Annotated in this window: 18 protein-coding genes and 1 pseudogene; 12 read left to right on the forward strand and 7 right to left on the reverse strand. The window is 58.3% G+C overall.

Going from position 1 to position 15,962, the window contains the following annotated elements; genetic code table 11:
* Window positions 1–84: 84 nt before the first annotated feature.
* From ACVWVQ_RS10890 to glmU, 3 genes and pseudogenes are all read right to left on the reverse strand, one after another.
* Entirely contained in the window at window positions 85–546 is a 462-nt protein-coding gene (locus ACVWVQ_RS10890) for an RNA-guided endonuclease InsQ/TnpB family protein (RefSeq protein WP_457443865.1), read from the reverse strand.
* An 81-nt stretch (window positions 547–627) separates the two neighbouring features.
* Complete coding sequence (locus ACVWVQ_RS10895; protein WP_414355965.1) at window positions 628–1,134, reverse strand: PPC domain-containing DNA-binding protein; 507 nt, start codon at window positions 1,132–1,134, stop codon at window positions 628–630.
* A gap of 36 nt (window positions 1,135–1,170) precedes the next feature.
* A pseudogene (gene glmU, locus ACVWVQ_RS10900) lies at window positions 1,171–2,526 on the reverse strand (bifunctional UDP-N-acetylglucosamine diphosphorylase/glucosamine-1-phosphate N-acetyltransferase GlmU); the annotation flags it as partial.
* Window positions 2,527–2,688: 162 nt separating this feature from the next.
* Here glmU and ACVWVQ_RS10905 point away from each other — a divergent pair.
* From ACVWVQ_RS10905 to ACVWVQ_RS10925, 5 genes are all read left to right on the forward strand, one after another.
* Window positions 2,689–3,093 (forward strand): SHOCT domain-containing protein, encoded by a 405-nt coding sequence (locus ACVWVQ_RS10905; protein ID WP_457508436.1) that lies wholly within the window; start codon window positions 2,689–2,691, stop codon window positions 3,091–3,093.
* A gap of 145 nt (window positions 3,094–3,238) precedes the next feature.
* Complete coding sequence (locus ACVWVQ_RS10910) at window positions 3,239–3,697, forward strand: MAPEG family protein (RefSeq protein ID WP_457508438.1); 459 nt, start codon at window positions 3,239–3,241, stop codon at window positions 3,695–3,697.
* A gap of 151 nt (window positions 3,698–3,848) precedes the next feature.
* The gene (locus ACVWVQ_RS10915; RefSeq protein ID WP_414332008.1) at window positions 3,849–4,118 is read left to right on the forward strand and encodes a hypothetical protein; all 270 of its coding nucleotides are present in this window, start codon (window positions 3,849–3,851) and stop codon (window positions 4,116–4,118) included.
* Window positions 4,119–4,154: 36 nt separating this feature from the next.
* On the forward strand, window positions 4,155–4,835 hold the full coding sequence (locus ACVWVQ_RS10920; protein WP_457508440.1) for an energy-coupling factor ABC transporter ATP-binding protein: 681 nt from the start codon (window positions 4,155–4,157) through the stop codon (window positions 4,833–4,835).
* A gap of 257 nt (window positions 4,836–5,092) precedes the next feature.
* Window positions 5,093–5,305: a CP12 domain-containing protein gene (locus ACVWVQ_RS10925; protein WP_011434185.1), complete on the forward strand. Its 213-nt coding sequence runs from the start codon at window positions 5,093–5,095 to the stop codon at window positions 5,303–5,305.
* 404 nt (window positions 5,306–5,709) lie between these two features.
* Here the strand turns inward: ACVWVQ_RS10925 and ACVWVQ_RS10930 are convergent, their stop codons facing one another.
* A complete protein-coding gene (locus ACVWVQ_RS10930) occupies window positions 5,710–6,513 on the reverse strand; it encodes an FTR1 family iron permease (protein WP_457508442.1) in 804 nt (267 codons plus the stop codon).
* A gap of 49 nt (window positions 6,514–6,562) precedes the next feature.
* Window positions 6,563–7,054, reverse strand: coding sequence for a peptide-methionine (R)-S-oxide reductase MsrB (gene msrB / locus ACVWVQ_RS10935; protein ID WP_457508444.1), 492 nt, complete (start codon window positions 7,052–7,054; stop codon window positions 6,563–6,565).
* Between the two features lie 291 nt (window positions 7,055–7,345).
* Between msrB and ndhN the strand changes: the two genes are divergently transcribed.
* From ndhN to ACVWVQ_RS10970, 7 genes are all read left to right on the forward strand, one after another.
* The gene (ndhN, locus tag ACVWVQ_RS10940; RefSeq protein ID WP_414355931.1) at window positions 7,346–7,789 is read left to right on the forward strand and encodes an NAD(P)H-quinone oxidoreductase subunit N; all 444 of its coding nucleotides are present in this window, start codon (window positions 7,346–7,348) and stop codon (window positions 7,787–7,789) included.
* 88 nt (window positions 7,790–7,877) lie between these two features.
* Window positions 7,878–8,918, forward strand: coding sequence for a Light dependent period protein LdpA domain-containing protein (locus ACVWVQ_RS10945; protein WP_414413168.1), 1,041 nt, complete (start codon window positions 7,878–7,880; stop codon window positions 8,916–8,918).
* Window positions 8,919–8,972: 54 nt separating this feature from the next.
* Complete coding sequence (locus tag ACVWVQ_RS10950) at window positions 8,973–10,847, forward strand: R3H domain-containing nucleic acid-binding protein (RefSeq protein WP_457508446.1); 1,875 nt, start codon at window positions 8,973–8,975, stop codon at window positions 10,845–10,847.
* Between the two features lie 237 nt (window positions 10,848–11,084).
* Window positions 11,085–11,654 carry a Uma2 family endonuclease gene (locus ACVWVQ_RS10955; RefSeq protein WP_457508448.1) on the forward strand — a complete coding sequence of 190 codons (570 nt, stop codon included), beginning with the start codon at window positions 11,085–11,087 and terminating at the stop codon, window positions 11,652–11,654.
* A 229-nt stretch (window positions 11,655–11,883) separates the two neighbouring features.
* On the forward strand, window positions 11,884–12,342 hold the full coding sequence (locus ACVWVQ_RS10960) for a QcrA and Rieske domain-containing protein (RefSeq protein ID WP_457508450.1): 459 nt from the start codon (window positions 11,884–11,886) through the stop codon (window positions 12,340–12,342).
* A gap of 93 nt (window positions 12,343–12,435) precedes the next feature.
* Window positions 12,436–13,584 carry a glycosyltransferase gene (locus ACVWVQ_RS10965; RefSeq protein ID WP_414384084.1) on the forward strand — a complete coding sequence of 383 codons (1,149 nt, stop codon included), beginning with the start codon at window positions 12,436–12,438 and terminating at the stop codon, window positions 13,582–13,584.
* Window positions 13,585–13,692: 108 nt separating this feature from the next.
* Window positions 13,693–14,532, forward strand: a complete 840-nt coding sequence (locus ACVWVQ_RS10970; RefSeq protein ID WP_457396814.1) for a PRC-barrel domain-containing protein — start codon at window positions 13,693–13,695, stop codon at window positions 14,530–14,532.
* Window positions 14,533–14,688: 156 nt separating this feature from the next.
* On the opposite strand, the gene ACVWVQ_RS10975 is transcribed toward ACVWVQ_RS10970, so the two are convergent.
* Together ACVWVQ_RS10975 and ACVWVQ_RS10980 are read right to left on the reverse strand one after the other, a co-directional pair.
* Window positions 14,689–15,000: an alpha/beta fold hydrolase gene (locus ACVWVQ_RS10975; protein ID WP_457508452.1), complete on the reverse strand. Its 312-nt coding sequence runs from the start codon at window positions 14,998–15,000 to the stop codon at window positions 14,689–14,691.
* A 306-nt stretch (window positions 15,001–15,306) separates the two neighbouring features.
* Window positions 15,307–15,951: an alpha/beta fold hydrolase gene (locus ACVWVQ_RS10980; protein ID WP_457508454.1), complete on the reverse strand. Its 645-nt coding sequence runs from the start codon at window positions 15,949–15,951 to the stop codon at window positions 15,307–15,309.
* Window positions 15,952–15,962 lie beyond the last annotated feature (11 nt).

Below are 15,962 nucleotides of genomic sequence, written 5' to 3' on the forward strand. Positions count from 1 at the left end.
AAACAGAAAGATCAACTGGTAGTAATCCGTACTGAACATATTATACATTATTTTCAGTATAGTTGAGCTTATTATTGACTAGAGTCATGCTCTCAAGCTAACAACCACGTTCTTGGGTGTGGTCACCGGGAGCAGCTCTGCGCAGCGCAGCCAACCGAAGATAGGTACCTTGATGCGGTTGCCAGAAGTGCGAATACTCCCTTCCAGGTAAAAGCTGTCTCGCACTCCCTTGCGTTTGAAGCGGGGAAACTTCCCCAACCCACCCCGCCAGCGCTTAAGGGCTTGCTCCAAGTTGCGTAATGCCTGCTGAGGGGCGCATTTGGAGACCTGGTAGTACCAGCGATGTTCTTTCTTCACCTCGGCCACTAGGCGCTTGTGCAGGTCAATGGCGGTGGGAAGTTTTTGCTGGTTCTCCAGGGCTTGCCGACAGACTTCTAAGCCCCAGTTATAGGCGTGGCGGGCTACCCCAGCGTGTTGGGCGGCTAGAGTTGTTTGCTTGCGGTTAAGAATGAGTTGCGTCCGAAAACCCAGTAATATGCCCGCCACACCGCAAAGCGTCCATGAGTTCCGTGAAGCTTTCGGCTTGGCGCTCACAAGCCCCCTTTAGCTTTAGGTAACTCATGTTGACTACTGTAAGCTTTTCGGCCTGCTGTTGTCAGCCTCTGGTTTTGTCTGCTGGTTTTGCTGGGGTTGGGGGGGTGGGGACGGCCAGCAGGGATCCCCTGCCACGGGTTGGATGTGCAACTCCAGGTAGCCGGTGGCCGGATCCGGTTGACGGGAGAAGCGATACTCCGGGCTGTCGGCGAGGACAATTTCGGCGGTGGTGTAGATGAGGCAGCCGGGGCGCAGGTGTCCCCCCCAGGTTTGGCCTCGGGCATCGGCAACGGTGAGATGGAGATGGACTCCGTCAGGGCACAGGGATCCACTCAGGGCCAGGATCTCCAGGCGTTCCGACAGCAGGTGATCCCCCATTTGGTCGGCCAGGCGCAGGATGGCTTGGCTGAGGCTGCCGACAGCGCTGAGGACAAACCCCGCTTGCAAGGGCTGCTGCCGGGCCAATCGCTCCAGTTCCTGCTTGAGATCTTGGCCGGGGAAGAGGCGCAAGGGATAAATCTTGAGGGATCCCGGTGGCATGGGCTGGAGCTCTTGGCGGCGGGAGGAGCGGATCCCGGGTCGCCAGCCGGGCTTAACCACCGGGCGGGAGCGAGCGATCACCAAGCAGTCATCCGGCAGAGGGTAGCGGGCAGGGATGGTGGAGCCGGCAGCAATGGTGACATCGGATCCCACCTGCAAAGGAGCCACCAACACCGAGTTGGCGCCTGTTTTGCTGCGATCCCCAATTTCGGTGAAGTGCTTTTGCTGGCCGTCGTAGTTGGCGATGATGGTGCCCGCGCCGATGTTGACCTGGGATCCCAGCTTGGCATCTCCCAGGTAGGCCAAGTGGGCGGCATTGCTGTGGGATCCAATCTGGGTATTTTTGGTTTCCACAAAGTTGCCGATGCGGCAATGATCCCCAATCTGGCTGTGGGGGCGCACGTGGGCGTAGGGGCCTATCCAGACGTGGTTGCCGATGCGGCTGTGGCTGACCACCGAGTAGAGAATGTGACAGCCGGATCCAATCTCGCTGGACTCGATCCAACTGCCCGGCCCCAGGCGGGTTCCCGAGCCAATGCGGCACACCCCTCGCAGATGGGTTTGGGGCTCGATCACCACATCGGGGGCCAATTCCACCGTTTCCTCGAGGCTGCTGCTGTCGGGATCCACAAAGGTGACCCCGGCTTCCATCCAGGCTTCTTTGAGGCGATCCTGCAAAATCTGGTACGCCTGGGCCAGTTGGCGGCGGTCGTTGATGCCCACAATTTCTTGCGGATCGGCAACATCCAGAGCGATGGCTTTGCCCACCCGCTTGACGGCATCTGTTAGGTAGTACTCCTGCTGTGCGTTGTTGCGATTGAGATGGGGCAAAACCTGGGCCAGAGCCGGCCAGTGGAAACAATACACCCCACTGTTGATGCGGCGATTTTGCCGTTGGGCCGGGGTGCAGTCTCGCTCTTCCACCAGTTCCAGCACCCGCTGTTGGGCATCGCAAAATACCCGCCCATAGCCATAGGGATCCGCCACCTGAGCCGAGAGCAAGGTTACCTCTGGGTTCATCTGGCGGTGGCGCTCCACCAGAGCTTGCAGGGTTTCTGCCCGCAGCAGGGGCACATCCCCGTTGATCACCAGCAGATCCCCCTGAAAACCGCCCAGGACGGGCAACAGCTGTTGAACGGCGTGTCCGGTGCCCAATTGCTGGGCCTGCTCCACAAATTCAACCGGGTACTCCCGCAGGGCTTGGCGCACCTGCTCTTGTTCATAACCCACAATCACCAGACAGCGGTGGGGTTTCAAGGTTAGCACCGTGCGCAGCAGCCGCTCGATCAAAGACAGGGATCCCAGTTTGTGCAGCACCTTGGGCAGCCGTGATCGCATCCGGGTACCTTTGCCCGCTGCCAAGATCGCTACCGATAGCTCCCGCTCTGCCATGTTCCTTCCCCGAACTGCCCCCATCAAGTATAGGCGGCAGGATTCTGCTCAAAAATCTTCTGAGGTTGGATCCAAGTTCCTGAGCCCTGTGCGGCCAAAACTGAGCTAGCTTAATGGCACATCTAGCTAGTGCAGTCTATGGCCGAGAGCAGGGGCCCTGATATGCCCCCACAGGAACGTCGGCGGTTGGTCCGCGAGGTGGCCGGCTGGCTGGCGATGCTGGGGGTGCTGATCCCAGGGTTGCAGCGCTTCTATATGGGGCACCAACGCTGGGGCTGGGGCTACTTGGTGGCGGGGCTGATGGTGTTCGTTCCTTCCATCCCGCTGCAGATACTCAGCTACGGGGTACGCGCCCTTTGTTTGCTGGAAGGGCTGTGGATCCTGACCATGAGCAATGCCGATTTCGATTTTCGATTCAATCGAGGGTTGATCGAGCTGGAATGGACCAGTGTGGAAGGCCGAGAAGCTCGGGATCCCGAACAGCAGTTGGAAAGCCAGTTGAAACAGGGCTTGATCACCCGCGCTGAATATGAGGAGCGCCGCCGGCAAATCCGCAAGATCTCCTGACCCAAGCATCAATCACCAAATCAGGCTTCTGCCCGGCTGGCCAGCCCGGTAGATAATGGTTCTGGTGTTGGTTTTCCCGGCAATAGCTCCTGCCCGAGCTGGGCTCCTTCCTCTCCCCTGTTATCTTGCACCGTCCTTTTGCCTTATGTTGCCAAGCCTTCCTCTCGCAGCTATCCCCCTGTTCTCTATTGCGGCAGCCATGCTCTTGGTCTATCTGCCCATGGGGGTGGTGGGCTATGCCCGTGCCCGCGTTGGCTACGACCTGCATGCTCCTCGGGCTATGTTTGATAGGCTACCTCCCTACGGGCAACGGGCCACCTGGGCCCATGCCAACGGGTTTGAGACCTTTGGGATGTTTGCGGCAGCAGCGTTGATCGCCTACATCACCGGCCCTCACTCGGATCCCTGGTATTTTGGCCTCAGCGGAGATGAAGGGGTAGCTGTGCTGTGTGGGGTGTTTCTGCTGGCGCGGCTGCTCTACAACTTTTTCTACATTGCCGATATTCCCATTGGGCGATCCCTCTCCTTCTTGGCGGGATCCCTGGCCACGTTCGGCCTGTTGCTGATTAGCCTGCTGCCTTTTCTCGGCACCGGCCTGGCCTAATCTGGCGAGAGAAACTCCCCCGTCATTTGTTGAGCCTGCCGGTACCCTGGCCCAACCTGCGATACTGGAAAAGGACTTCGTCCTGCTGTCGCCAACGGCGTCCTCTGGGTGCCTCTCTTTTGTCCCACGGCCCACTACGCAACGGTCAGCCATGTACACTCTGGAACTGCTCCTGAAAGGGAACCCTGCCCCCATCGTTGTCCATCAAAAAGAGGAAGAAGCGGCCAACCGGGCCTACCAAAGCATCGTCAATGCTCTGCAGAGTGGATCCCCTCAGAGTTTGGAGCTGACCTGTGACCGCACCGGCAAAAAGGTGTTTCTGCTCACCGGTGAGCTATGTGGCGTGCAAATGACTTCCAAGTCGGGCGGCGCCAGCCCCATGGGAGCCCGTCCCGGTTTTTTGGCCCAGTTGCAAAGCTGAGGACAGCCCTTTTCTCTCTGCCGCTAAGGGATCCCCATGTCTGAGGTGGCCATTCGGGTGGAGAGTCTGACCTTTGCTTGGCCGGAGCGTCCGCCGGTTTTGCAGGCGTGCAGTTTTGTCATTCCCAAGGGCCAGTTGTGGATGCTGTTGGGGCCCAATGGCAGCGGTAAGTCCACCCTGTTGCAGTTGTTGTCGGGATCCCTGACCCATCCCCAGCCCCTTTCGGGCCACCTGGAGATTCGCGGTCGGCTGGGCTATGTGTTTCAAAACCCGGATCACCAACTGTTCATGCCCACGGTGGGAGCCGATGTGGCCTTTGGCTTGGGAGCAGAGGCTCTGACCTTGGCGGAAATTCACCAGCGGGTGGAAACGGCCTTGGAGCAGGTGGGATTGAAGCACCTGATCCGTCGGCCCATCCACGGCCTCAGCGGCGGACAGAAGCAACGGGTGGCGGTGGCAGGGGCTTTGGCCCGGTGCAGTGAGGTGCTGCTTTTGGACGAGCCGACAGCTCTGTTGGATCCCGACAGCCAGGCGGATTTGCTGCGGTGCATCCGGCAACTGGTGGATCAAGAAGGCATCACCGCCCTTTGGGTAACCCATCGGCTGGCAGAACTGGAGTGGGCAGACGGGGCGATTTTGCTCTCGGAAGGCCAAGTGCGTCAACAGGGATCCCCAGAGCAGGTGCGGCAACGGATTGAACAACTGTTTGGGGCCTGAGGGATCCCTGCGCATCCTGATCCCAAAGAGATCGCGAAAGCGTAGCTGCACCCCCCGGGTGTCCCTGTTTAGAATAGGTAATGTATCCGGTTGATCAATTCGGTTGGCACAAGGTCATTATCCTGAACTTATTCCCCGTCTGGATCGGCTGGTTTCTACTTGTTGATCCTCGGTTACACCGAATCCCTACAGGTTCTGCGTCAACCGGTTATATCAGCGGGCCACCGGCCCCATCTAGTCTAAAGGAGCTTGAGAACATGGGACTGTCTGAAGTGATCGCCAAAGAGCTGGAAAATGCTCGCAACGTCTGCTCTGAGTACGGCGAAGGGGATCCCCACTGCCGTGCGGCCTGGGATGCGGTTGAAGAAGTGCTGGCAGCTCGCAGCCACCAGCCGAGGACTCCCAGCAGCCTAGAGCAGCACTGCGCTGAAAACCCAGATGCTGTTGAATGCCGGGTCTACGATACCTGATTCTCGGGAACCCCACAGAGTGGATGTTCTCTGTCGATTCCGTAGCGATCGACAGGGTTCCCTACTGGGGATCTCCGACAAAATCCAGCGGCCTGCCGGATCCCTGCCGGTAGGCTTTGCTTTCTTGGACTGGAAGGCTTGACTGGGTGCGGTTTCAGGCGCGACGTACAGAGCGCTTTCTTTTTAAAGAAAGGGTCATTTTGATTCAAACCAGGACACTGCACCCGCACTTAAAACGTTAGATGCACAGGGCCAGAAGGCTTTTCCCAGTACCTCGGTCGCCTTGTCCCAACCTGAAACGACTATGAAATTGTGACCTGCATCATTGCCATCCATCAAAACCAGGACAGGGATTCATCAAACTTATGGCTTATGGGATCCCCAGTGCCGGTGGAGAGCGTTTTTCACGAAGAAAGCCTCTGAGCAGAATCAGCCCGCAGCCATTGCCTCACCCACAAGGCGAAAGCTATTCCCAGCAGCACCAGTTGGGGGAGCAGCGTCTGCCAAGTGGGATATATGCCCAGCCAGCGCAGCTTTGGGATCCCGACCAGGGGGGTGATGGGCAGCCAGTCCGCCACCTGCAGAGCGTGCAGGCCACTGCCCAAAAACTTAAAGCCCAAATAGAAAACCAGCAGACTCAGGCCCCGGAAAAAAACTCCCAGCGGCAATTTCAGCCCCACCTGCAGCAGCAAGATCGCCACCGCCACCAACACCAGGGATCCCAGGCCGATCCCCAGCCAAAAATCTTTTGCCGAGAGGGAAGGGGCCAACCCCACATAAAACAGCACCGTTTCCGCCCCCTCGCGAAACACCGCCACAAAGGCCAGAAAAGCCAAGGAAAAAACCTGACCCGTGGCCAGTGCCGCCTGCGCCTGTTCCCGCACAAAGGTTTGCCAAGAAGCCACTGCAGCCCGGCGGTGCAACCAAAGGCTGACCGAGAACAACAAACCTGCTGCCACCAGCCCGGTGATCCCTTCCAGCACCTCTTGTCGCGTGTGGGTGAGCATCTGCTGGAAAAACAGCTTCACCAGCAGGCCGAGCATCACCGCTGCCAGCAAGCCCGCGGATCCCCCTATCCACACCCAGCGCTTCTGAGCCGATTGCCTGCTCTTGCTCATAAGGGCCAGCAGTGCCACCAGCACCAAGAGAGCTTCCAGGCCCTCCCGCAGCAGAATCGAAGCAGCATCCAGGAACGTGTAGTCCGACATAGGCTCACCCAGACAGGCGGCTCAGTTTTAGCTGGAGCCAAGAGGATTTCTAGGCGGTGGCTGGGATGAACTTGAGGGCAGCAGAATTGATGCAGTAGCGCAAGCCCGTGGGCGGGGGGCCATCCCGAAACACGTGCCCCAAATGCCCGCCGCAGTTGGAGCAGTGGACTTCTGTGCGGGGCACAAACAATTTCCAGTCCGTCTTGGTACCGATCACATGGGGAGCAATCGGCTCCCAAAAGCTGGGCCAACCGGTGCCACTGTCGTACTTGGCCGCTGAGGAAAACAGCTCCTGCCCACAGCCGGCACAGACGTAGATGCCCGCAGCTTTGTTGTCGTAGTAAGCGTTGCGGAAGGGGGGCTCAGTGCCCTCTTGGCGCAGCACATAGTATTGCTCTTCGGTGAGCAGTTGCCGCCACTCGGCGTCGGTTTTGGTGAAGGGATAAGTCTGTTGGGCCATTGCTCTTTGCTCTCCTGCCAAGCTGAGGGGTGCTGTAATTAACCCGGCCACTGCCGAGGTCAATAGCTCGCGTCGTCGCATCGTGAGGTTCATCTGTCGTCGCTGTGTGATTGACAGGGAGGCGATCCCTGCTCAGAGGGATCCATCCGTCTTCGTCCGCCACCGCTGGGTTGAGACTTGCGAGTAGGTCATCTATATCTTAACTCTTCTTTACGTTCCCTCCTGCAAAACAGGGAAGTAGGCAAGTATTCTTCTATGGGTTTTCTATGGGTTCTATCGACAGCTTCTATCCCCGGCTTCGGGCCCGCTCCCGCTACAATGAGCTCACGTGGGCTGCTTGTCCAACCCTAGACGAGTCATGGAGTTTTTCCTATGCTGCTGGTCGGCTCAGGTGCAAAGTTTGTACAGCAACTGGAGCAAGCTGGAGCTTTGGCCATCTATGTAACCCCAGAAGGGGGGTCCGAAGGACATTACCTGCGGCGGCTGCGCGGAGCCGGGTATGAGGTGGTCACGCTCTCCAGCAAGGGAATCGGGGATCTGGCCAGCTATTTGACGTGCATTCATGGGGTACGGCCTGCCACATTGGGCAAGTCGGAGCGGCGCACCTATTTTTTCCCGGCGTTGATCGAGCAGTATCGGGCCACCTTGCCCCCAAAAGCTAAGGGGTTGGTGTTCTGGTTTTACGAAGGGCATGTGTTCAGCCAACAGGAACTCTCCTACCTGGTGAAGCTGAGTCGGGAAGACAAGGGAGTGAAGTTTGTGGTGGAACTGGGCCGAGAACGGTCAATTCGTTGGCAACCTCTGCAGAGCGCCTGAACCTCTCTTCAGGATCCTCGAAATTTCTTTGCTACCATCTCAAATAGATGGCCTGCGGCTCAGATTCCCATCCTGCTAGCGGCTTCTTGTGCCTGTGACCTTGCCAACCGCCTCGCTGCAACAGGGTACCTGGTTTAAGTTGATCTGCGGTGCAAGTTTCCACCACTTGCCCTCGGTTCGGGAGCTGGCTTTCCTTTACACGCTGGCCGGGGCAGATTGCATTGATGTCGCTGCCGATCCGGCCATAGTGCGGGCCGCTCAACAAGGGATCCAACGGGCACAAGCCGAAGATCCCCAGGCGGGATCCCCTTGGTTGATGGTCAGCGTCAATGACGGTGAAGACGTGCATTTCCGCAAGGCGGTGCTGACGGCTCCTGTTTGTCCTGCCGACTGTCCTCAGCCTTGTCTGGCAGTTTGTCCCCCTCATGCTTTGACCCAGGCAGCCCTTCCTGCTCAAGTCCACATCCAGACAGAGCTGTGCTACGGCTGTGGGCGCTGTGAGCCGGTTTGCCCCCACCGGCGCATTGCCACCTTCGGCTACCAGGTCGCTTTGTCAGAAGTTTTGCCGCCTTTGGTCGAGCTGGGCATTCAAGCGGTGGAGATTCACACCTGCATCGGTCGCCAGAGGCCATTCGAGGAATTGTGGGGATCCCTGAAGCCCTGGCTACCTCAGCTCCAGGCCATCTCGATTAGCTTTAACGATGGTCCGGGCCTAGAGGCTTATTTGAGGGATCTGCTGGCCCTCATGGATCCCTTGCCGGAGGTGTTGATCTGGCAGGTGGATGGCCGGCCTATGAGTGGGGATATTGGAGCTGGCACCGGCAAAGCTGCCCTAAAGTTGGCCGAGAAGGTACTGAATATGGGTCTGCCAGGCTATGTGCAATTGGCAGGAGGAACCAACGCCCAAACGGTGCCGCTGTTGGATCCCCGGTGGCCGGTGGCGGGGGTAGCCTTCGGCAGCTACGCGCGACAGTTGGTGTCAGCCTATCTGGAAGGGCCAGCCCACAGCTCATCGGAGTCAGGATGGAATCCCGGATTGGCGGCAGGGATCCCGTTGGCCAAGCAGTTGGTGCAGCAAGTAAAGCGGCGATCCGTTGCTTTTAGGCAAACCTGTTTTTCCTGCGTTTAACGACGTTGCTCAGCCATGAGTTTCCCCGTACAGCCCTCAGCCCCAAGTCCGTCGATGGATCCGGAACGCTTACGTGAACGTACCGGCTTTCCCGGCCAGGTTCAATACAGCGACGACCTGAGTAAGCTTTTGGATATCCTGCCTGCTCCGATTCGTGAGCGCCTAGAACAGCATCCCCACTTGGATCGGTTGGTGGAGGTGGTGCTGGATTTGGGTCGCCGCCCCGAAGCCCGCTTCCCCGGCTTTGCCGATTACCTTTCAGAAGACGTGATCACCCGGGCCGACTTGGATCAGGTGATCAGCCGGGTTGGAGAGTTCAGCAGTGACAACCGCGCAGGCATTGCCTCTACCCTGCACCGGATCAGTGCCATTCGCAACCGCCAAGGCACGATCATCGGCCTTACCTGTCGGGTGGGTCGCTGCGTTATCGGCGTGATCAGCATGATCCGCGACTTGGTGGAACAGGGGCGCTCCATGCTGTTGCTAGGCCGACCAGGGGTGGGCAAAACCACGGCCCTGCGGGAAATTGCCCGTGTGCTGGCGGATGAGCTGGGCAAACGAGTGGTTATTATCGACACTTCCAACGAGATTGCCGGCGATGGCGATGTGCCCCACCCGGGCATTGGCCGGGCCAGACGGATGCAGGTGGCCAGCCCAGAGCTGCAGCACAAGGTGATGATTGAGGCGGTGGAGAACCACATGCCCGAAGTGGTGGTCATCGACGAGATCGGCACCGAACTGGAAGCCTTGGCCTCTCGTACCATTGCCGAACGGGGGGTACAACTGGTGGCCACTGCCCATGGCAACCGCATCGACAACCTGATCAAAAATCCCACCCTCTCCGACTTGGTAGGCGGGATCCAATCGGTCACCCTGGGAGATGAAGAGGCGCGGCGACGGGGCTCTCAAAAGAGTGTGTTGGAGCGCAAAGCTCCCCCTACGTTTGAGATTGCCATAGAGATGCTGGAGCGATCCCGCTGGGTCATCCACGAAGATGTGGCCGCCACTGTGGATCGTCTCTTGCGCAACCGCGAGCCGCTGACCCAAACCCGCAGTTTAGACGAACACGGCCAGGTGGTGATAGTGCGGAGCACCGCTGGCGCAAACGGGCGCCCGGCTCTATCTGGCCCCCAATGGCCCCCCGCCGGCAGCACAATCTCCGCAGCACGGGAGCGGGGAGGATGGCAACGCTCTGGACGGATGGAAGCTCTGCCTTCAGAGCCGCTTGAAAGTCGCTCGCAGCAGCAAGGAGAATCGGGTTTGCTCCTGGAGAGGCGAGAGGACTCCGTCCCGTCAACGCCGGCGGGATCCCGTCCTGCCCCTCAGGTGGTGGCCGAATCCAGAGTAGAATCCGGCTCTGACGAAGAAGAAGATTTGGACTGGGAGGGATCCGCCCTAGCCCCGACAGGACGGCAGCAGAATCCGGATGGGCCGCTGATGATCTACCCCTACGGAGTGAGCCGCTTCTACCTGGAGCAGGTGATCCAAACCCTGAAACTGTCGGCGGATGTCACCAAAGATCTAGACGAGGCAGACATTGTCTTGGCCTTGCGATCCCAGGTGCGCAGCCGTTCCAAGATCCAGCAGATGGCCCACTCCCGCCAGATCCCGATTCACACCGTCAAGGCCAATACTCTGATTGCCCTGGCTCGCGCCCTGCGCCATATTCTCAACATTGAAAGCGAAGAGGGATCCGATTCCGACCTGGAGCTGTTCATTCGCGCCAGCTCAGGCGATGAAACCGAAGCTCTGGAAGAAGCCCGCCTGGCGGTGGAGCAAATTGTCATTCCCAAGTCTCAGCCGGTGGAACTTTTGCCCCGTTCGCCTCTGATCCGCAAGCTCCAACACCAGTTGGTGGAACATTACCACCTGCGGGCCCAAAGCTTTGGCGAAGAGCCCAACCGCCGCTTGCGCATCTATCCCAACTAGCCCCACACGATAGCTCAACCGATAGTTCAGCTCCGTAGAAGCTCTACCCATTGAGCCGTCGTGGCCAGAGAGGGAGGACTCCGTCCCGCTTCTGTGAACGGGATCCTGGGCTAAGATTTGGCTACGCCAAGTGTGGTTTCCGCCGTTGCGACAGCGTTGCAGTTGTCGGCGCAGTGCCGTAGGTATAGCCGCAGGGTGCCCTAGGCATAGCATCATCCATCGCTACAGGGACAGCTAATGACTGCCACAGAGGTACGCTGGACTACTCGAGACATCGAGGCTCTGCCAGAGAATGAATGGATCCGCTACGAGATCATCGACGGAGAACTGCTGGTAACTCGCTCTCCTCACCACAAGCATCAGCACCTGGCCGGGCGGATTTTCTCCCTGCTGGATCAATGGTCGCTCGAGACCGGGCTGGGTGAGCCTTCCATTATGCCAGGTCTCATTTTTTCTGACTCGGACAGTGTATCTCCCGATGTTGTTTGGGTTAGTTATGAGCGGCTATCACAGATTCAAGATGAAGCAGGACATTTTCGGGGTGCCCCTGAGCTGGTGGTTGAAGTCCTATCACCTGGAAAAGTTCATGAGGATCGAGACCGCTTGGCAAAACGGAAACTCTACTCTGTGTATGGGGTGCAAGAGTACTGGATCGTCGATCGGCTGGCTCAGAGAGTAGAGGTGTATCGCAGACAACAGGCCCAGTTGGTCTTGGTAGAAACGCTGTTGGCTCAGGATGCGTTGTCTTCTCCCCTGTTGCCCGGCTTTGTCTGCACGGTTGCTGAGCTGTTTACCTCCCGACCCTAGGCTCCAGGCGTACAACAGCCGAAAGGGATCCCATCCCATCGGCCAAATCAATGAAGCAACCAAGATGCCTGCTGCTGCGTACTCTAGCCGGAAAAAGTGCGGCTTGGCCCTGGCCGAAACTGTTCCGGTGTAACAAAATGTTAAGGGCAGCATTTGTACGGGGATCCCTTCTGAAGGGGCCGGGCTTTCGCTGGCCCATGACGCACATTTTGCACACCTCCAAGGACACATGGCCATGTACAACAATCGTCGTGGTTTTCTTCGCTGGCTGGCTCTCGGGTTTGGCTCATTGGTGGGTTGGTTACCTGGGTTTACCCAGCGCCGTTTTGCCCTGGCCCAGGGAACTGCTTCTGGCTCTAAGGCTTCTGAGCCGGAGTTTGTGAAAGTTGCCACCCTGGCCGATCTCAAAGATGGCCCCTTCAAGGTGGAAAACGCCTTTGGGAAAAACACCGTCACCCTCTGGTTGGTCGGGGATCCGCAAAAAGAAGATTCTCTGCTGGCCCTGGATGCCGCCTGTCCCCATGCCGGGTGTGATGTGAACTGGCGGGGCGAGAATTTTGTCTGCCCCTGTCATGGCTCGGCTTTTGCTGCCGATGGCAGCCGTACCCGTGGCCCGGCCAATGCAGACCTGGCCATCTACAAGGTCAAGGTGGAGAAGGGAGAAATTTTTGTAGCCAAAGCCTCATAAAGTTCTGGGCAGGCTGTGGGCTTTGAGGCCAGGCAAAAGGAGTCGGGTATCCGGATTGAGAAGACAATGGGCTGAGCTACCGAGGCTCTCCCTATGGCTCGTCCCTACCGCTATCTGTTCCTCTCCACCCCTGTTGGACCTCTGGGATCCGGGGCCGGTGGTGGTGTGGAGCTCAATCTTGCCAACCTGACGCGTGTCTTACTCCAGATGGGATCCCAAGTGCGGGTGTTGGCCCCTGTGGGATCCCGAATGGCGGAGTTGCCGGAGGAGGTGATCGAGCCGGTGGCGGGCCTTCCCCCGGCCTATGCGCAAACCCAGCGCCGCGATCAGCCGGTTCTGATCCACACCCCCTCTCTGCTGGCCAACCTGTGGCAGCGGGCTGCCCACCTGCAAGATCAGTTCGATCTAATCGTGAACTGGAGCTACGATTGGCTCTCGTTTTATTTGACGGATTTTTTCCGCACCCCGGTGGCCCACATTGTTAGCATGGGATCCCTCAGCGATGCCGTCGATCAGGCTCTAGAGCACATTGCCCATCGCTACCCTGGTCGGCTGGCGGTGCATTCGCGGGCGCAAGCCCAGACCTTTGCTTTTGCCCGAGCCGAGATGGCGGCAGGTCGGGATCCCTTTGTCTATCTGCCCTGCGGGGTGGATCTGCGCCTCTACGACTTTGTGCCCCAAGGGAATGGATCCCTGTGTTGGATTGGGCGCATTGCCTCCGAAAAGGGCCTGGAAGACTGTGCTGCCCTAGCCGAGAAGACGGGAAGGCCGGTGGTGATCCTAGGCCACCTGCAAGAGCCAGGCTACTGGCAGCAGATCCAAGAGCAGTACCCGCATGCCCAATTGGATTACCGAGGGTTTTTGCCCACCCCGCAAATGCAGCGGATCTTGGGGCAATGCTCAGCCTTGATCATGACCCCCAAGTGGGTGGAGGCCTTTGGCTTGGTGGCGGTGGAAGCTTTGGCCTGTGGCGTGCCGGTGATTACCTACCGCCGGGGTGGGCCCGCGGAAATTGTCAGCGATGGAGAAACCGGCTGGATCGTCGAGCCGGACAACGTGGCAGCTTTGGCAGAGGCTGTAGAGCGCCTAGATCACATCGACAGGAGCCGCTGTCGGCAACGGGCAGAAGAGCACTATTCCCTGGGCGCGATGGCAGAGCAGTTTCTGGCCTGGAGCAGGCAGATTGGCCGGGATCCCACCTGGGCAGCCCGCGAGGGAGGAGACAGGCAGTGGTACTATTAACTTACTTAATTCTGGCGAACTGTGTCAGACACGCAGCCCAACAACGGGAACGTTTTGACTTACGACGGGGAAACCATCATGACGACTGGGAAAGGATCTGTTGCGCTGGTGCGATCAGAGGTTCGTCGGCGGTCACAGGTTCTGGGAACGCAGGTGATCAGCCAGGGCAACGCAGCCCGGCTTGGGGTAGTCAGCGAAGTTTGGGCGGATCTGGAAGCCAAGCAGGTTCTGGTGCTGGGGGTGCTGGAAAAAGCCCTTGCCGGATCCCCCCGTTTGATGGAGCTGCGGCAAGTAACAGCGTTGGGTCAGGATGCAGTTCTTGTCCCCAGCGAAGAAGTTTTCGATAACTTGGATTTGGAGGGCCTGAGTCGCGTGGTTGGCAGCGAGGTGGTAACCGAAGAAGGGATCCGCCTCGGCAAAGTTAAGGATTTTGAGTTCAACTCCGTCTCCGGCATCATCACGGGCTTGGTGCTCTCCAACCTTGGCCTCACCTTTTTACCTGGCTTTATCCTCAGCACCTATCTGCTCTCCACTGACGAGATTGTCTCTGTGGGCGGGGATCGCCTCATTGTTGCCGATGGCGCTGAGACCCGCCTAACCCAACTGGCCAAGGGGATTTTGGAAACCCTGGGAATCGGCAAGCCCCCTTGGGAAGCCGGAGTTAGCCCTGCTCCTGCCCTGCCCAGTGCTGTCGAGAGTTCCGCCGTCGAGGAAGATTACGAAGAAGAATACGACGAGGAATACGAAGCCGAAGAAGAAGACGTTTACGCAGAAGAAGAGCCTGAACCTGAGCCGCAGCCTGTGCGTCCTCGTCCACCTGAGCCCGCACCCGCCCCCGAACAACCGGCTTGGGAACAGGAGTATGCCAAAGAAGAGACCCCTCCCCCTTCCAGCTCCACTCCTGTGGATAGTGATCCCTGGGAGGATAAGGCCGGGGAGCCCACTTAAGTTGCCGGGCTTGTATCAACTCCCCTTTCCCCTCAGGGAAGTGGCTGGGGGTGGTCGCGTCAGCCGAGAGTACGGTCGTTCCCCCTGATGTCAGGGCTGCTTCTTGCGTCAATCCCCAGCTGTTTTCTTCCAAGGGGTGAAGGGATCCCCTGTCCGTCATCCCGGTAGAGCAGGATCGGCTTCGGCCAAGAAGCGCAAAGCCACCGACAAAAAGGTCTGCGGCGCTTCAATGTGCGGAAAAGCAGCCCCCGGCAATCGGTAAATCGGCACCTCCGGGCGCAAGGTGCGATATCGCTCTGCCTGTTCTGGGCCGGTGAGGCGGTTCTGTTCTCCCCAGACCAGAACCATGGGCTTGGTCACCACGCGAAAGTCGTCTTCGATGGGCAAATTGAGCTTGCCGGTGAGAAAAGAACGGGGGGCAAATTGAGCCCCCGCCTGGTGGGCTGCCTGGTAATAGTAGTCCACCACCGCCTCATCCAGGGCGTAGCTGGGGGAGCATGACTCTAGTCAATAATAAGCTCAACTATACTGAAAATAATGTATTATAATATGTTCAGTACGGATTACTACCAGTTGATCTTTCTGTTTACTTTCGAGTCTGCCAACATGGTAGCCAAAGCAAAGCAGAAAATTGGTAGTAAGACGACACGGAAACTGCGCTTTGGGTATTCTACTCAAAGCTTTGCGGGATACCGCCATTCTGTTTGGAAACAAACAGAATGCTATCGCTGCATAGTTGAACAATGATGTTCAGCAGTGTTCAGCGTAAATGTATCAGAACAAGCTCTGCTCTGTAAACAAGCGTACACTCCAGGGGGCGGTGATGCCGTTGTAGAAGGCCAACCCCAGAACGGGCAGGCTGAGGAATCCATAGGCAATCTGGGCCAAAGGGATCCCGAGCGCATCGGGGATAAGGCTGTTGTCTCCCAGAGGGGCGATGAGCAACAGCTTCTGCCAATGGTGGGGTTGTAGACGGGCCGAGCGCAGCGCAAACCCTGCCGAGAGGGAATTGGCAATGACGTGACACGGTCGCCCGATCACCTGCTGGACAAAATCCCCGATCATCTCGGCATAGAGGCTGCCGGTGTACTTCAAATCTGGACGTTCTGAGTTGCCCCACCCCAACAAATCCAGAGCATAGACTTGATGGTGCTGCCCCAGCTCCGCCATAATTGCACGAAACTCATAGCTGGAGGAGCCTGCCCCAATGCCGTGCAACAACAACAACGGCTGGCCGGATCCCATGACCTTGTAAAACAGGCGATGACCCCGCCAGAAGTGGTGCCTTTCCTCTCCCGGCAGCAGGCTCTGCAGAGGCTGAGTTTGGGAGGAGATCCAAGCGTTGAGAACGGCTAGAGCACCCAAGCCGCCGACTGTAGCCCAGAGGCTGGTCTTGAGAACTTGGCTCAGCTCTTTCATCCTCAGCAGCC

This window comes from Thermostichus sp. MS-CIW-36 (assembly GCF_054059035.1).

What these genes read in the sequence shown, in the direction of transcription:
- ACVWVQ_RS10960 (WP_457508450.1), top strand. Translation starts at nt 11,884, where the DNA reads ATGGCCATGTACAACAATCGTCGTGGTTTTCTTCGCTGGCTGGCTCTC.
- ACVWVQ_RS10950 (WP_457508446.1), top strand. Translation starts at nt 8,973, where the DNA reads ATGGATCCGGAACGCTTACGTGAACGTACCGGCTTTCCCGGCCAGGTT.
- ACVWVQ_RS10895 (WP_414355965.1), bottom strand. Translation starts at nt 1,134, where the DNA reads ATGCCACCGGGATCCCTCAAGATTTATCCCTTGCGCCTCTTCCCCGGC.
- ACVWVQ_RS10965 (WP_414384084.1), top strand. Translation starts at nt 12,436, where the DNA reads ATGGCTCGTCCCTACCGCTATCTGTTCCTCTCCACCCCTGTTGGACCT.
- ACVWVQ_RS10905 (WP_457508436.1), top strand. Translation starts at nt 2,689, where the DNA reads ATGCCCCCACAGGAACGTCGGCGGTTGGTCCGCGAGGTGGCCGGCTGG.
- ACVWVQ_RS10915 (WP_414332008.1), top strand. Translation starts at nt 3,849, where the DNA reads ATGTACACTCTGGAACTGCTCCTGAAAGGGAACCCTGCCCCCATCGTT.
- msrB (WP_457508444.1), bottom strand. Translation starts at nt 7,054, where the DNA reads ATGCGACGACGCGAGCTATTGACCTCGGCAGTGGCCGGGTTAATTACA.
- ACVWVQ_RS10925 (WP_011434185.1), top strand. Translation starts at nt 5,093, where the DNA reads ATGGGACTGTCTGAAGTGATCGCCAAAGAGCTGGAAAATGCTCGCAAC.
- ACVWVQ_RS10980 (WP_457508454.1), bottom strand. Translation starts at nt 15,951, where the DNA reads ATGAAAGAGCTGAGCCAAGTTCTCAAGACCAGCCTCTGGGCTACAGTC.
- ACVWVQ_RS10930 (WP_457508442.1), bottom strand. Translation starts at nt 6,513, where the DNA reads ATGTCGGACTACACGTTCCTGGATGCTGCTTCGATTCTGCTGCGGGAG.
- ndhN (WP_414355931.1), top strand. Translation starts at nt 7,346, where the DNA reads ATGCTGCTGGTCGGCTCAGGTGCAAAGTTTGTACAGCAACTGGAGCAA.
- ACVWVQ_RS10910 (WP_457508438.1), top strand. Translation starts at nt 3,239, where the DNA reads ATGTTGCCAAGCCTTCCTCTCGCAGCTATCCCCCTGTTCTCTATTGCG.
- ACVWVQ_RS10955 (WP_457508448.1), top strand. Translation starts at nt 11,085, where the DNA reads ATGACTGCCACAGAGGTACGCTGGACTACTCGAGACATCGAGGCTCTG.
- ACVWVQ_RS10920 (WP_457508440.1), top strand. Translation starts at nt 4,155, where the DNA reads ATGTCTGAGGTGGCCATTCGGGTGGAGAGTCTGACCTTTGCTTGGCCG.